The 14,542-nt window shown below is 68.5% G+C and carries 11 protein-coding genes; 6 read left to right on the top strand and 5 right to left on the bottom strand.

Annotated elements, in window-relative coordinates; translation table 11 throughout:
• Positions 1-36 precede the first annotated feature (36 nt).
• Entirely contained in the window at positions 37-1,125 is a 1,089-nt protein-coding gene (locus RZN05_RS17405; protein WP_317227950.1) for a glycosyltransferase, read from the bottom strand.
• A gap of 190 nt (positions 1,126-1,315) precedes the next feature.
• Here RZN05_RS17405 and RZN05_RS17400 point away from each other — a divergent pair, with 190 nt between their 5' ends.
• From RZN05_RS17400 to RZN05_RS17390, 3 genes are read left to right on the top strand one after another with little or no spacing between them, the layout of a single operon-like run.
• On the top strand, positions 1,316-2,245 hold the full coding sequence (locus tag RZN05_RS17400; protein WP_317227949.1) for a hypothetical protein: 930 nt from the start codon (positions 1,316-1,318) through the stop codon (positions 2,243-2,245).
• The gene (locus RZN05_RS17395) at positions 2,242-2,751 is read left to right on the top strand and encodes a DUF2141 domain-containing protein (RefSeq protein WP_317227948.1); all 510 of its coding nucleotides are present in this window, start codon (positions 2,242-2,244) and stop codon (positions 2,749-2,751) included. Before RZN05_RS17400 ends, RZN05_RS17395 begins: the two co-directional genes overlap by 4 nt.
• An 11-nt stretch (positions 2,752-2,762) precedes the next feature.
• Positions 2,763-3,938, top strand: coding sequence for a glycosyltransferase (locus RZN05_RS17390; RefSeq protein ID WP_317227947.1), 1,176 nt, complete (start codon positions 2,763-2,765; stop codon positions 3,936-3,938).
• On the opposite strand, the gene RZN05_RS17385 is transcribed toward RZN05_RS17390, so the two are convergent.
• Positions 3,899-5,449, bottom strand: coding sequence for a glycosyltransferase family 39 protein (locus tag RZN05_RS17385; RefSeq protein ID WP_317227946.1), 1,551 nt, complete (start codon positions 5,447-5,449; stop codon positions 3,899-3,901). The two genes, RZN05_RS17390 and RZN05_RS17385, sit on opposite strands and share 40 nt — an antisense overlap.
• Before the next feature lie 110 nt (positions 5,450-5,559).
• Positions 5,560-8,148 (bottom strand): aminopeptidase N, encoded by a 2,589-nt coding sequence (pepN, locus tag RZN05_RS17380; protein ID WP_317227945.1) that lies wholly within the window; start codon positions 8,146-8,148, stop codon positions 5,560-5,562.
• A 110-nt stretch (positions 8,149-8,258) separates the two neighbouring features.
• Here pepN and RZN05_RS17375 point away from each other — a divergent pair, with 110 nt between their 5' ends.
• From RZN05_RS17375 to RZN05_RS17365, 3 genes are all read left to right on the top strand, one after another.
• Complete coding sequence (locus tag RZN05_RS17375) at positions 8,259-9,926, top strand: M20/M25/M40 family metallo-hydrolase (RefSeq protein WP_317227944.1); 1,668 nt, start codon at positions 8,259-8,261, stop codon at positions 9,924-9,926.
• 163 nt (positions 9,927-10,089) lie between these two features.
• Positions 10,090-11,694 carry a M20/M25/M40 family metallo-hydrolase gene (locus RZN05_RS17370; RefSeq protein ID WP_317227943.1) on the top strand — a complete coding sequence of 535 codons (1,605 nt, stop codon included), beginning with the start codon at positions 10,090-10,092 and terminating at the stop codon, positions 11,692-11,694.
• Positions 11,695-11,829: 135 nt separating this feature from the next.
• Entirely contained in the window at positions 11,830-12,669 is an 840-nt protein-coding gene (locus RZN05_RS17365) for an SDR family oxidoreductase (protein ID WP_317227942.1), read from the top strand.
• Here the strand turns inward: RZN05_RS17365 and RZN05_RS17360 are convergent.
• Positions 12,579-13,538, bottom strand: coding sequence for a DMT family transporter (locus tag RZN05_RS17360; protein ID WP_317227941.1), 960 nt, complete (start codon positions 13,536-13,538; stop codon positions 12,579-12,581). The genes RZN05_RS17365 and RZN05_RS17360 overlap by 91 nt on opposite strands.
• Positions 13,535-14,536, bottom strand: coding sequence for a threonine aldolase family protein (locus tag RZN05_RS17355; RefSeq protein WP_317227940.1), 1,002 nt, complete (start codon positions 14,534-14,536; stop codon positions 13,535-13,537). The genes RZN05_RS17360 and RZN05_RS17355 overlap by 4 nt, the downstream gene beginning before the upstream one ends.
• Positions 14,537-14,542 lie beyond the last annotated feature (6 nt).

Here is a 14,542-nt window from a genome sequence, read left to right as displayed (position 1 = left end):
TAAACGGTGCTCCGGCCTCCACCGGAGCGCAGTATCCTAGCCGCGGGCGGCAACCAGCCGATCGAACAGCGTGAGATAGTCGGCGATCGGATCGCCGCCCACGATCACCGGCGCCGGCCGTGCCACACCAGGCGCCAGCCAGTGGTTCAGCGCCGCAACCAGGCCCTCGGCATCCTCGCGCGCCACCACCGTTCCCAGCTCCGCCCCGGTGACGATCTCGCGCACCGCGACGCTCGATTCGGTCGACACCACCGGCGTCCCCACCGACAGCGCCTCGCGCAGCACGCCGGGCACGCCCTCATAGTCCGAGGTCAGCACCGCCACCGCAGCGCCGGCGAGCGCGGGTAACGGGTCGCCGGTATGTCCCGGCATCGACACGCGCGCACCCAGGCCCAACGCGGCAACCTGCGCTTCCAGTTCGGCACGCCGGCTGCCTTCGCCGAGAATCAGCAGCTTCACATCCTCGGCGATGCGCGGGAGCGCGGCGATCAGCCGGTCCCAGCGCTTCTGCGGCTCGAGCCGGCCCACGCCGACGATATAGCGCCCGTCGGGTAGCGACACCGGTGCCGCGTCGGGCCGCACCGTCGCGGGCGGATTGGCGATCACGCTGACGCGACCGGCCGGCATCCGCATCTCCGCGATCGCCTCGGCCGCCATCGCCGGCGTCATCGCCACGACATGATCGAGGAAGCGGGGATGGAGCCGCAGCCAGCGCCGATACGCCCAGGCGGCGAACGCGCCTTGCTCGGGCCGGACCAGTGCGTTCGACACCTTCGCGACGATCGGCGGACAGGCGCGGCCGAGCCGCCAGCGCGTATGGGCGGCGACGGCGCTGTAATGATTGCCGGGGCAAAAGATCAGGTCGGGCCCGAGTGCGCGGACATGCTCCTCGAGATCGAACAGCGCGGCATAGCGCGCGTCCTCCAGCCGGATCAGATCGATGCCCTCGGGGATCTCGGCCGCCAGGGGCCCGGCGTCGCTGCCGAGCACCAGGGTCACCCGCCGCCCCGCGCGCAACCAGCCCTGTGCCATGCGCAGCATCGCGCGCTCGACGCCGCCGCCGCGCATCGTCTGGGCGACGGTCAGGAGGTGCCGGGCGGGTTCGGGAGGGGCTGTGTTCGACATATACCTTGCGGATTGCCATGCTTAGGCCCAAATCGCCCCCGCAATAAACCGCATTCTGCTGTCACTCGGCCCGTTCCGCAAAGGCGCGCATCATGGGGCGGCGATGCAAGGCGCGGAAACAAAGCGTAATTTGTTCGGCGTGTCTGCAGCGGAAACCAACCCAGTGAACGAACGAGCAGTGGAGGCTTCGGTGAACACCAGCGCTGTCGAAGCTCCCTTGGCGAGCGCGCCGGACCTGGCGGGGCTCGAACCCGTCGAAAAGATCAAGCGGCGCTGGCCGATGCTGCTCGGCGGCGCGCTGACGCTGCTGATGATCTGCGCGCTCGGCTACGAGCTGTTCGATTCGGGGCTCGGCGCGCTGTCGAACCGCGTGCCGACCAACCCGCTCTTCTACCTTGCCTTCGCGCTATATTATCTCGGGCCGCCGACCTTCGATTATGTGATCTTCAAGCGGCTGTGGGACATTCCGATCGCCGGCATGGCGGCGCTGCACAAGAAGCGCATCTCGAACGAAGTGCTGTTCGGCTATACCGGCGAAGCCTATTTCTACGCCTGGGCACGCCAGCGCACCAAGATGGTCGCCGCCCCGTTCGGCGCGGTCAAGGACGTTACGATCCTTTCCGCGATCGCGGGTAACGGCGTCACCTTCCTGGGCATCACGCTCGCTTTGCCCTTCGGAATCAACCTGCTGACCGCGGTCCAGCAGAAGCTGGTGCTCGGCTCGCTGGGGCTGATCATCGCGACGTCGCTGCCGTTCCTGATCTTCTCGCGGCGGGTATTCTCCTTGCCGCGTCCTACCTTGTGGTGGGTGTTCGGCATCCACTGCACCCGGCTGTTGCTCGGCTCGTTCTTCATCGCGCTCGCCTGGGCCGCGGCGATGCCCGAAGTGCCGCTGACCGTCTGGCTGTTTCTGGCGGCGGCACGGCTGCTCGCCTGGCGCCTGCCGCTGGTGCCCAACAAGGAACTCGTCTTCGCCACCTTCGCGATCATGCTGATCGGCCGGGGCGAGGCGCTGTCGGAGCTGATGGCGCTCATCGCCGCATTGAGCCTGCTGGTTCATGTGGCGCTGATCGCCGCGTTCAGCCTCCATTCGTTGCTTACGAGGAATAAGACCCCATGACCCGCTCGCTCGCATCGGCGGCCGCCGCCGCGCTCGCCTTCACGGCCGTCCCGGCCGCCGCGGACACGACCGACGGCTCGTGCGCGATCGCCGGAGGCCCGCGCGTCATCGTCAACGTGACCGGGCTCAAGGATCGTACCGGGCGGCTCAAGGTGGAACTCTATCCCGCCAACGAAGCCGATTTCCTCAAGGACGATCGCGAGCTGGTGCGCGAGGGCAAGCCGTTCCGCCGCGTCTGGGCGCCGATGCCCGCATCGGGCGCAGTCTCGGTGTGCATCCGCGCGCCTTCCGCCGGCCAATGGGCGCTGCTGTTCACCCATGACCGCGACGGGAAGAACAAGTTCAACTTCTGGCAGGACGGCGCGGGCTTCCCGAGCAACGCGCGGCTGGGCCGCAGCCGGCCCAAGGTCCGCCAGGCGCTGGTCAACGTCGCGCCGGGCGGCGGGCAGATCACCGTGCGCGCGCAGTATCTGAAGGGTCTGGGCGGATTCGGCCCGCTCGACTAAGGTCGCTTTCCATGCGCATCGTCGACGTCAACGAATTCTATTCGCCGACCGGCGGCGGGGTGCGCACCTATATCGACCGCAAGATGGGGATCATGGCCGATATGGGCCATGAGCTGACCATCATCGCGCCCGCGCTCGAAGACGGCGTCGAGGACCGCCCCGGCGGTGGGCGCATCCTGTGGGTGAAGTCGCCGGCGTTGCTGCTCGACCGCAATTACTGCATCTTCGTCAAGGACGAGCCGGTGTGGAAGCTGCTCGACGAACTCCAGCCCGACATCCTCGAATGCAGCTCACCCTGGCTGCCGGCCTGGACGGTGGCCAATTGGAAGGGGCCGTCGCTCAAAGTGTTCTTCGCGCATGGCGACCAGATGGGCGCCTATCCGCAGCGCTGGCTCGATAATATCGCCACGCCGATCCAGGTCGAGCACGCCTTCGCCTGGTACACGCGCTACATGAACCGCTTCCTGAGCCATTACGATGCGCTGGTGACCAACGGCCCGGCGCTCGCCAAGCGCTTCCGCCGGCGCGGTATGACCGTCGATGCGTCGATGCCGCTGGGAATCGAGCGGAGCTGGTTCTCGCCCGACCTCCGCGACGAGAAGCTGCGCGTGGCCCTGCTCGAACAATGCGGCCTGCCGCCCGAGGGGCATCTGCTGCTCGGGCTGGGACGACATCACAAGGAAAAGCGCTGGCCGTTGGTTATCGACGCCGTCGAGTCCGCCGCGACCGATATCCCCGTGGGCCTGATCCTGATCGGCGACGGCCCGCAGCGCCGCCAGCTCGAGGACCGCATCGCCGGCAGCCCGCACATCCGCATTTTCCGCCCGGTCTACGACCGGGTCCGCCTCTCCCGCATCATGGCGAGCTGCGATGCTTTGGTCCACGGATCGGATGCCGAGCCGTTCGGGCTGGTCGCCTCCGAAGCGCTCGCCTCCGGACTGCCGCTGATCGGGCCCGACGAGGGCGGGTTCGCCGAGATCGCCGATCCGCTGTTCGCCGAAACCTATCGCGCGCGCGATGCGCTGTCGGCCGCCGACGCGATCCGCCGGATGGCTGCGCGCGAGCCGGCGATCGTGCGCGCCGCCGCGCGGGTGGCGGCGGCCAAGGTACGCAGCGACCGCGACCATACGGTCGAGCTGATGGCCTATTATGAGGGCTTGCTCGAACGCCGAGCCCGCGCCGCCTGAGGCGGGCCGAGCAGAAGCACCCGCAGCCGCGTGCCGCTCAAGCTGAGCACGCGTACGGGCCGAGCCGAAGCGACGCGCGCCACCAAGGCCTCCAGCGCGCTGTCGCCGCCCGCCCATTGCGACTCGCCGCCGAGCAGCACGACTCGGGGCAGGTCGCCAGCGGCGAGCCGTGCGCCCGACACCAAATGGAAGCGGCCCTCCTCGGCGTGCGACAAAAGCCCATGGCTCCGGAAATAGAAGGGCCCGGTGGCGAAGCGCCGGTCGGGCAGGCGGCCGGTCGCGGGGAGCAGGTGCGGGGCGAGCGTGGCGACGGGGCCGTGCGCGGCCTCGGCATCGAGCAGCGCCTCGACTGCGTCGCCCTCGCGCAGTGCACGTGTCATCGGCAGCCCGTCGGTCACCGCCGCGCCGAAGGCGAGCAAGGTCGGCACCAGTCCGGCGACCGCGAACAATGCGAAGACGGCACGCTGGCGCCGCGCCGGCGCAGATAGCCGCCAGATCCGCGCGAGGCGGAGGAATAGCGGCGGCAGGACCGGCAGCAGATATTGCCGCCAGGTCGGCTCGGGGAGAACGGCTGAAAGCAGCGAGGCGAGGATCAGCAGCTCGAGCAACGTATCGACGCGTTCGCGCGCGTCCCGCAGCCGCCAGACAATCACGACCAGCGCAGGCAGAGTCGCGCCCAGTGCCGAGAATTTGAGCAGGTCGAGCAGGCGGAAGCCGAGCGTCAGCTTATAGGCGCGCGCGCCGCCGGCATAATATTGCTCGGGCGCGTCGGCAGGGAAGACGAACGCGCCGAACCAGAAGGCCTCGGGCGCCTGGTCGGCGAGCGCCAGCACCAGCGCGACGGGCACCGCTGCGCCGAGCGCGACCCAGAACGGACGGTGGCTGCGGTCCCATAAGGTCCACAGCCCATAGGCGGCGGCGGGCAGCGCATAGCTCGCCTTGGCGGCGGCCGCGGCGGCGAGCAGCAGCCCGATCGCAACGGCGGCGGCCGGCGTGCGCCGCTCGCCCCCTGCGACGATCAGCCACAGCGCCCCGGCGAACAGCGCGAGCGGCAGCGCGTCGTTGCGGGCGAGCCCGGTGCCGAACAGCAAGATGTCGGTGCCCGCGAACAGCGCGCTCGCCGCGAACGCCACGCGCACCGGCACCCCGCCCGCCCGCGCGGCGCGATAGACGAAGACGATCGCCAGCGCGCCGAGCAATGCGTTGACCAGCCGCAGCCCGGGATAGGCGAACTCGCTCAGCAGCCGCGCGAGCGGACCGAACAGCAGCGGCTGGAGCGGCGTCTGAAGATAGGCATAGTCGCGATAGGGCAGCAGCCCCTCGCCCGAGAGCACCGCCGCCGCGACATATTGGCTCTCGTCGTGATCGATCGGCCGCATCATCGACAGCGCCGCCAGCACAATGGTCAGCAGCACCGCCCAGGCCCAAAGCGGGCAACGGCGCAGCGCGTCGCCCAGGGTCGATCCGAACTGCCAGCGCATATCCGGCTGGATCGTTGCGACGGTCATCATGTCTTCCTGCGGTCCCGGCACCGCCAAAGCAGAAGATGCGCGCAGGGTCTACCGGTGTTTGCGGGGCGACACCTTTAGCCCCTCCCCTTCAGGGGAGGAGCTTTATGTCCTCAATCCAGCGACTTGCTCGCCTGCTCGAACATGTCCTTGCTCAGCTCCGGCGTCGCGACGATGCGCTCGAGCTCGGCGCGCATCTTGGCGGCGCGGCCTTCGTCGAAGCGCTTCCAGCGGCCGAGCGGCGGGAGCAGCTTGGCGGCGGTCTGCGGATTGAGCTTGTCGAGCGCAATCAACTGGTCGGCAACGAAGCGGTAGCCGCGCCCCGACACATCGTGGAACGCGCGCTGGTTGACGCTGAACGCGCCGATCAGCGAGCGCGCGCGATTGGGATTGGACAAGGTGAAGTCGGGATGCGCCGCGAGCCGCTCGACTCTATCGAGCGTATCCTCACGCGACGACAGCGCCTGGGTCTGGAACCACTTGTCGAGCACCAGACCGTTGCCCTGATAGCGCGTGTAGAACGCCTCGAGCGCCTCCTCGCGCAGCGGCGACGCGCCGTTGACCAGCGTGGTCATCGCGCCCTGGCGGTCTGTCATGTTGTCGGCGCCGCGGAACTGGTCGAACGCGAGGCCGTCGGCATCGGCCGCGCCGCTTGCCGCGATATAGCCGAGCGCCACGGTCTTGAGCCGCCGCGCGCCCTTGGCCGCGGGCGAATATTCGAAGCGGTTGGCAAGGCTGCCTTCATACGCCGCGCGCCATTCGGTCGCGAGCGCCTTGCCGAGATCCTGGCGCAGCGCCTCGCGCGCCCGGAAGATCGCCTCGGGCTCGACCACCGTCATCTGGTCGCCGATGAAGCTGTCCGAGGGCAGCAGCACCGCTTCGGCGATGAAGGCGCGATCGAGATTGGCGTCGGTCAGCGTGTTGCGCACCGCGTCGATCACCGCCTGGTGGTCGCCGGTGCCGTTGGCGACCGAGGTTACCAGGGTGTCGAGCATCAATTGCTGCATCGCCTCGTAGCGCGCGAACGGATCGTCGTCGTGCGCCGAGAGGAAGGCGAGGTCCTTGGCGGTGCGGTTGGTTTCGACCACCACCGGCGCCGAGAAGCCGCGGTTGATCGACAGCACCGGCGTCTCGGGCAAATTCTCGAACAGGATCTCGTGGCTCTCGTCCTTGAGCAGCACGAGCTGCTCGTCGCACAGCGCCCGGCCGGTGACCGCGCCGAACAGCTTGACCTTCAAGGGAAGGACCATCGGCTCCTTGACCGGCTGGCCCGGAGTCGGCGGGACGACCTGGCGCAAGGTAAGCCGTGCGCGACCGCCCTCCTGCGTCAGCGTCGCCGAGACGCGCGGCGTGCCCGCCTGGCTGTACCAGCGGCGGAACTGGGTGAGGTCGACCCCGCCGCCCTGCTCCATCGACTGGACGAAATCCTCGCAGGTCGCGGCAGTGCCGTCGAAGCGATCGAAATAGAGGTCGGTCGCGGCGCGGAACTTCTCGGGGCCGAGGATCGTCGCCATCATCCGGATGACTTCGGCGCCCTTGTTGTAGATCGTCGCGGTGTAGAAGTTGCTGATCTCGATATATTCGTCGGGGCGCACCGGGTGCGCGAGCGGGCCGGCATCCTCGGGGAACTGGCTCGCGCGCAAGCCGCGGACGTCCTCGATCCGCTTGACCGCGGCGCTGCCCTGATCGGCCGAGAAGCTCTGGTCGCGGAAGACGGTGAAGCCTTCCTTCAGCGAGAGCTGGAACCAGTCGCGGCAGGTGATGCGGTTGCCCGACCAGTTGTGGAAATATTCGTGCGCGACCACCGCGGCGATCGCGTCGTAATCGTAATCGGTCGCGGTGTCGGGGTCGGCCAGGATGTAGCGGCTGTTGAAGACGTTGAGCCCCTTATTCTCCATCGCCCCGAAGTTGAAATCATCGACCGCGACGATGTTGAACACGTCGAGATCGTATTCGCGGCCATAGACCTTCTCGTCCCACGCCATCGACAGCTTGAGCGCGTGGAGCGCGTGGTCGGTCTTGGGCAGATCGGGCAAACGCACCCAGATGCCGAGCTGCACCTCGCGCCCCGACATCGTCATGAAGCTGCCGCGATTGGCGACGAGATCGCCCGCGACGATCGCGAACAGATAGCTCGGCTTGGGGAACGGATCGTGCCACTCGGCCCAATGCTTGCCGCCGTCGAGGTCGCCCTGCGCGATCGGATCGCCATTCGCCAGCAACACCGGGAAGCGCGCCTTGTCGGCGGTCATCTTCACCTTGTACTTCGACAGCACGTCGGGGCGATCGGGGAAGAAGGTGATCCGGCGGAAGCCCTCGGCCTCGCATTGCGTGCACAGGATCCCGCCCGAGGCATAGAGCCCCATCAGCTGGGTGTTGCGCTCGGGCGCGATCTCGACTTCGGTCTCGATCGTGTGCGCGGCGCCGCTGAGCGGGACGACCAGGTCGTCGCCGTCCATCGTCCAGTCCTCGGCGACGACGCCGTCGACGCGGACGACCAAGGCAAGCAGCCCGTCCCCGGCAAGCCGCAGCGGCGCGTCATGGCTGCCGTTGCGCTCGACCTGGAGCGTCGCGTGGACGCGGGTGGCGGCGGGATCGAGATCGAAGTCGAGCGCGATCTCCGGCACGCGCCAATCGGGTTCACGGTAATCCTCGCGGCGCGTCACCACGGGCGCCTGGGTTGCGGTCTGAGCGTCTGCCATAGTCTCGCGATATAGGAGGCCGCCCCCTGCCCGCTACTAGAAACTGCCCGCTTGCCTATCGGTTGCACGCTGCTACCGAGTAAGCCATTCCAGACTTTCAGGGATTTCTCATGCTTCGACTGACCGTGCCGCTCGGCCTGATCGCATTTGCCGCCGCCCCGGCGCTCGCGCAGGAAGCCGCGGCCCCGACCGCCGCCCAGACCAATGCGATCCTCAACGCCGAACTGCCTGCAGACCAGGCGGCGCTCAAGGGGCATATTCAGTTTCTCGCTTCGGATGCGCTGCGCGGGCGCGAGGCGGGGAGCGCCGAGTACGACATCGCCGCGCAATATGTCGCGTCGCAATTCTATGCCGCCGGGCTCCGTCCGGCGGGCGACGAGGGATCCTACCTCCAGAAGGTGCCGCTGATCGGCTACAAGCCCGATGGCCATGGCAGCATGACCCTGACGCCCAAGCGCGGCGCGCCGGTCGCGCTCGTCTTCGGCGAGGACTATCTCCCCGCCGCCAGTGCCGCGCTGACCAGCCTGACGCTAGACGCGCCGGTGGTGTTCGTCGGCCAGGGCGTGGTCGGGCTCGGTCGCGACGATTACAAGGGCGTCGACGTGAAGGGCAAGATCGTCGCCTTCTTCGGCGGCGCGCCGAGCGCCTTCCCCGCCGAGGAGCGCGCCCATTTCGGCAGCGCCGCGACCAAGGCAGAGATCGCGCGCAAGAAGGGTGCGGTCGGCTACATCACGCTCGAAACCCCCAAGGGCGGCCGCGGCGCCTATCCGTTCGCGACGATCAAGGCAGCCTGGGACCGCGAGCGCACCACCTGGGGCAAGCCCGATGGCACCGGCTACATCCCGGGTGCCCCCGCGCTCGGCATGCTGAGCCAGGCCGGCGCCGCCAAGCTGTTCGCAGGCGCCAAGCTCTCATGGGAAAAGGTCTCGAAGACCGCCGAGACCGACAACGCGACCTTCAAGGCCATGCCGCTGGCAGCCACGCTCGGCGTCGCGCTGAAGACCGCCAACCGGGCCTACACCAGCTATAACGTCGCCGGCACGCTCCCCGGCAGCGATCCCGCGCTCGCGAAGGAAGTCGTCGTCCTCACCGCGCATCTCGACCATGTCGGCGTCGGCAAGCCCAATGCGAAGGGCGACACGATCTACAACGGCGCGATGGACAATGCCGTCGGCATCGCCTCGCTGATCGAAGAGGCCAAGCGCTTCAAGGCGTTGGGCAAGCCGCCGCGCCGCTCGGTGATGTTCCTCGCGGTCACCGCCGAGGAGAAGGGGCTGGTCGGCTCGGACTATTTCGCCCAGAACCCGACCGTGGCCAAGGCCGACATCGTCGCCAACGTCAATCTCGACATGCCGATCATCACCTACAAGTTCGAGGACGTGACGCCGTTCGGCGCGGCGCACTCGACGCTCGGCGAGACGGTGGCGCGCGCCGCTGCGCAGATCGGCGTCGGCATGGCCGGCGATCCGCGCCCCGACGAGGCGTTCTTCGTCCGCTCGGACCATTACCGCTTCGTCCAGCAGGGCGTGCCCTCGGTGTTCCTGTGGCCGGGCGAAAAGGGTCCGGGCAAGGCCGCGACCGACCATTTCCTCAGCACGCATTATCACCAGCCCTCGGACGATCTCGTCCAGCAGCCGGCGATCGACTGGGAATCGGGCGCGCGCTTCGTCGACGTCAATTATCGCATCGCGCGCGAGATCGCCGATGCGGACGCCAAGCCGATGTGGAAGAAGGGGGACTTCTTCGGCACTGCCTTCGGCGGACCGATGCAGAAGTGACGACACTCCCCTCCCTGCTCGCAGGGAGGGGCCGGGGGTGGGTGCGCGGCGCCAGCCGCGCCCTCCGCTCCCGAAAGCGACCGGCGGGGCATCGAGCCCCGCCCGCCGCAACCCACCCCTAACCCCTCCCTGCAAGCAGGGAGGGGGATGAAGGAGCCGCTTGGTGCGTACGTTCCTGTTCCTACTGCTCCTCCTCGCCGCCCCAGCGTCGGCGCAGCAGCTTCCGTCGGACCAGGCGGCCCTCAAGGCGCATGTCGCCTTCCTCGCTTCGGACGAGCTGCGCGGGCGCGAGGCGGGGACGCGCGACTACGACGTCGCCGCCGAATATGTCGCGGCGCAGATGCAGAGCCTGGGGCTGCGACCGGGCGGCGAGAAGGGCTGGTTCCAGCCGGTGGGGCTCGTCACCTATCGCCCGGCGGAAAAGGCCAAGTGGACGCTGACGCGCGGCGCCACGCCGATCCCGCTCCAGTTCGGCATCGACTTCCTCAACCAGGGCATCCCGACCACCCCCGACTTCACTGCCGAGGGGCAGATCGTCTTCGCCGGCTACGGCCTCGTCTACCCCGAGACCAAGCGCGACGATTATCGCGGGCTCGACGTGCGCGGAAAGATCGTGGCGATCTACGCCGGGGTTCCCGAAGGGCTGCCCGACGATGTCGCCGCGCATCTCGGCGACGACGACCAGAAGGCGCGGATCGCCCAGGCGCGCGGCGCCAAGGCGGTGATCATCGTCGAATCGATCGCGCGCCGCGCCGAATTCCCGCTCGAGGCGATGGCGCCCTTCTACGATTATGCGCGGACGAGCTGGATCGGCCCCGACGGCAAGGCCAACATGATCGCCCCGCGCGCACCGGTGGTCGGCATCGTCGGCCAGACCGGCGCCGAGAAGCTGTTCGCCGGATCGCGGATCAAGTGGCGCGACGTCCTCGCCGCCGAGCGCCGCGGCACCCGGCTCCCCACCGGCGCGCTGGCGGGCACGCTCAAGGTTGCCGCGAGCACGCGCGTCACCACTGCGCAGAGCAGCAACGTGATCGGGCTTATCGAGGGCAGCGATCCAGCGCTTCGGCAAGAATATGTCGTCCTCTCGGCGCATCTCGACCATGTCGGCGTCGGTGAGCCCGAGAAGGGCGACACGATCTACAACGGCGCGATGGACAATGCCGCAGGGATCGCAACCATGCTCGAAGTCGCGCGCGCCTTCCAGGCATCGGGCCAGCGCCCGCGCCGCTCGCTAGTGTTCGTCGCCCTGACCGCCGAGGAGAAGGGGTTGGTCGGATCGGGCTATTTCGCTGCGCATCCCGGGCTGCCTGCGGGCGGCAGGCTGGTCGCCGACATCAATATCGACATGCCGATCCTGACCTATAAGCTGGAAGACCTCGTCATCCTCGGCGGCGAGCGCTCGACCTTGGGCGCGACATTCGCGGCGGCGGCGGCGGCCGAAGGGCTCAAGACCGTCCCCGACCCTTCGCCCGAGGAGCAATTCTTCATCCGATCGGACCATTACAGCTTCGTCCAGGCGGGCATTCCCGCGGTCTCGGTCGATACCGGCCCGGGCGGCCCCGGCCAGGCGGCGCAGGACGATTTCCTTGCCAATCATTACCACAAGCCATCGGACGACCTGTCGCTGCCGGTGAACTGGGCCTCGGCGGCGAAGTTCATGCGCGTCAACTACGCCGCCGCGCGGGCGATCGCCGACGCCGACGCGCGGCCGAGCTGGCACAAGGGCGATTTCTTCGGCGTCGCGTTTGGTGGTCATGGCGCGCGCTAACCAAATCCTCCCCCGGAGGGGGAGGGGGACCAAGCGTAGCTTGGTGGAGGGGTATTCTCCACGAGCCACGTCGCCTGCGGAGAATACCCCTCCGTCGCGCTACGCGCGCCACCTCCCCCTCCGGGGGAGGATCTGATGCGCCTGCTGATCTTTGGCCTGGGCTATACCGGCAGCGCGCTCGCCCGGCATCTTGCTCCCGGCGGCTGGCGGATCGCGGCAGTCACCCGCGACGGGCGCGACGACAGCATCGCCTTCGCCGACACCGACCGCGTCACCTTCGAGATCGCGAACGCCAGCCACATCGTCTCGACCGTCGCGCCGGGCGAGACCGATCCCATCCTCGCTGCCTTCGCACCGCAACTCGGCGAAGCCCGCGCCTGGCTCGGCTACCTCTCCTCGACCGGCGTCTATGGCGACACAAACGGCGCCTGGGTCGACGAGACTGCCCCCATCGGTACGGGCCGCCGAATGGAACGCGCGCAAGCCGACGCGGCATGGCTCGCGCTCGGTGCCCGCGTGTTCCGCCTCCCAGGAATCTACGGCCCTGGCCGCTCGCCGCTCGAACGTGCCGCGCGGGGTGACGCCGCTCGCATCCACATTCCCGGCCAGGTGTTCAGCCGCGTCCATCTCGACGACATCGTCGCCGGGATCACCGCCGGGTTCGATGCGCCGCGTGGCGCCTACAACCTCGCCGACGATCTGCCCGCGCCGCAGAGCGATGTCGTCGCTTATGCCTGTAGCCTGCTCGGCATCGCGCCGCCGCCGCTGGTGCCGCTGGACCAGGCGGACCTCAGCCCGCAGGCGCGTGCCTTCTATTCCGAGAACCGCCGCGTCGCGAACCACAAGGCCAAGCGCGTGCTGCGCTGGCGCCCGCTTTACCCCGATTACCGGTTGGGCCTGCGCGCCTTGAGCGCCAGCACCAGCCCGACCAGCACTAGCACTGCCCCCGCCGCGGCGAGCGCCGACCAGCGATAGCCTTCGTAGAGCGTCGAAAGCAGCATCGCGATCACCGGGATCAGCACGCTGGTATAGGCCGCCTTGGCCGGGCCGATCGTGCGGATGAGCTGGAAATAGATCGTGAAGGCGAGCGCCGAGCCGAGCACGCCGAGATAGAGCGTCCCCGCGATATAGCTCCAGCGCATCTCGATCACCGGCGGGCCGACCGTTGCCCAGGCGAATGCGGCGTCGATCGCCGCGCCGCTGAGCATCGCCCAGCCGAGCGTCGCCGCCATCGGATAGGCCTTGGCTCGGTTGGTCGCCTGCATGACGTTGGCGACCGAGGCCGAGAGCACGCCCAACAGCGCGATGCCGATCCCCAGCATTGCCGCCTCGGGGCCCGCGTCGCTCAGTCGCGCCTCGTGGACGAAGAGCAGCGCCACCCCGGCCATCGCTACCGCGGAGCCGATCAGCAATTGGCGCCCCATCAGCTGACCGAGAAACACGCGGGCGAGCACGGCATTGGGCACGAGCAGCAGCGCATAGACGATCGCCACCACGCCCGAAGTGATGTGCTGCTCGGCGCGATAGACGAAGTTGAAGTTGAGCACGAACTGCGCGAGCCCGAGCAGGACCGCGAACATCCAGCCCCGCACATCGAGCCGCAGCGAATCGCCGCGCATCGCCCCCCAGGCAAGGATCACCACCCCGGCCACGATGAAGCGATAGCTCACCGACCAGCTCGGCGGGACGACCGAGAGCTGGTCGCGGATGACGATCCAGGTCGATCCCCAGATCAGCGTCACCACCAGGAAGGGCAGGATCACGTCGAGCCGCGCCGACCGCGGCGAGACCTTCTCGACCGGCGGCTCGATGATCGGCTTCTTGTAGGAAACGAACCGCCTCACAGCTTCGCGATCGCCTCCGCCAGCGGCGCGATATCCTCCGCGCGCTGGTCCCACGAGGTCACCAGCCGCACTTCGCCCGCGGCCCAGTCGTAGAAGTCGAAGCCCAGGCCGCGCAGCGACGCGGCCTCGTCGGCGCTGACCTTGAGGAATACTTCGTTCGCTTCGACCGGGTGGACCAGCCGCTCGCCCGCCGCCTCGGCGAGCAGCCGCGCGCCTTCATTGGCGGCGCGGGCATTGGCGAGCCACAGATCGCCCTCGAGCATCGCGAGCAGCTGCGCAGCGAGGTAGCGCCCCTTGGAGAGCAGCAACCCGGCGCGCTTGCGGCGATAGAGCGTCGCGTCGGCCAGCTCGGGCTTGAAGAAGACCAAAGCCTCGGCGCTCATCCCGCCATTCTTGACGAAGCCGAAGCTCAGCACGTCGACCCCGGCGCGCCACGTCACGTCGCCCGGCGCACAATCGAGGTGCGCAACGGCATTTGCAAAGCGAGCGCCATCCATATGCAGACCCAGGCCGCGCGGCTTGGCGACCTCGGAAATAGCCGCGACCTGATCGGGCGTGTAGACCAGGCCGTATTCGCTGGCGTTGGTGATCGAGATCGCGTGCGGCTGGACCCAATGCACGCCGTTGGGGATGCGATCGAGCGCCGCCGCGGCGGTCTCGGGGGTCAGCTTGGCGCCCGGCCCGTCGGCCAGCAGCAGCTTGGCGCCATGGGTGTAGAATTCGGGCGCGCCGCATTCGTCGTTCTGGATATGCGCGTCGCGGTGGCAGACCACGCTGCCGTGCGGCGGGCACAAAGCGGCGAGTGCCAAAGCATTGGCCGACGTCCCCGAAGGCACCCACAAAGCGCGGACCTGCGTATCGAACAGGTCGGAGAAGGCCCCGTCGAGCTGCTGCGACCAGCGATCGCCGTCATAGGCAGTGTCGAGGACGTTTACCCGAGCCAGGGCATCGAGCACCTGGCTGCACACGGGAGCGGCATTGTCCGAGAAGAAGCGCATGGCACC

The organism is Sphingomonas sp. HF-S4 (assembly GCF_032911445.1).
Taxonomy (GTDB): domain Bacteria; phylum Pseudomonadota; class Alphaproteobacteria; order Sphingomonadales; family Sphingomonadaceae; genus Sphingomonas; species Sphingomonas agrestis.
This window is presented reverse-complemented; position numbering and strand designations above follow the sequence as displayed.

What these genes read in the sequence shown, in the direction of transcription:
- RZN05_RS17405 (WP_317227950.1), bottom strand. Translation starts at nt 1,125, where the DNA reads ATGTCGAACACAGCCCCTCCCGAACCCGCCCGGCACCTCCTGACCGTC.
- RZN05_RS17395 (WP_317227948.1), top strand. Translation starts at nt 2,242, where the DNA reads ATGACCCGCTCGCTCGCATCGGCGGCCGCCGCCGCGCTCGCCTTCACG.
- RZN05_RS17390 (WP_317227947.1), top strand. Translation starts at nt 2,763, where the DNA reads ATGCGCATCGTCGACGTCAACGAATTCTATTCGCCGACCGGCGGCGGG.
- RZN05_RS17385 (WP_317227946.1), bottom strand. Translation starts at nt 5,449, where the DNA reads ATGATGACCGTCGCAACGATCCAGCCGGATATGCGCTGGCAGTTCGGA.
- pepN (WP_317227945.1), bottom strand. Translation starts at nt 8,148, where the DNA reads ATGGCAGACGCTCAGACCGCAACCCAGGCGCCCGTGGTGACGCGCCGC.
- RZN05_RS17375 (WP_317227944.1), top strand. Translation starts at nt 8,259, where the DNA reads ATGCTTCGACTGACCGTGCCGCTCGGCCTGATCGCATTTGCCGCCGCC.
- RZN05_RS17365 (WP_317227942.1), top strand. Translation starts at nt 11,830, where the DNA reads ATGCGCCTGCTGATCTTTGGCCTGGGCTATACCGGCAGCGCGCTCGCC.
- RZN05_RS17355 (WP_317227940.1), bottom strand. Translation starts at nt 14,536, where the DNA reads ATGCGCTTCTTCTCGGACAATGCCGCTCCCGTGTGCAGCCAGGTGCTC.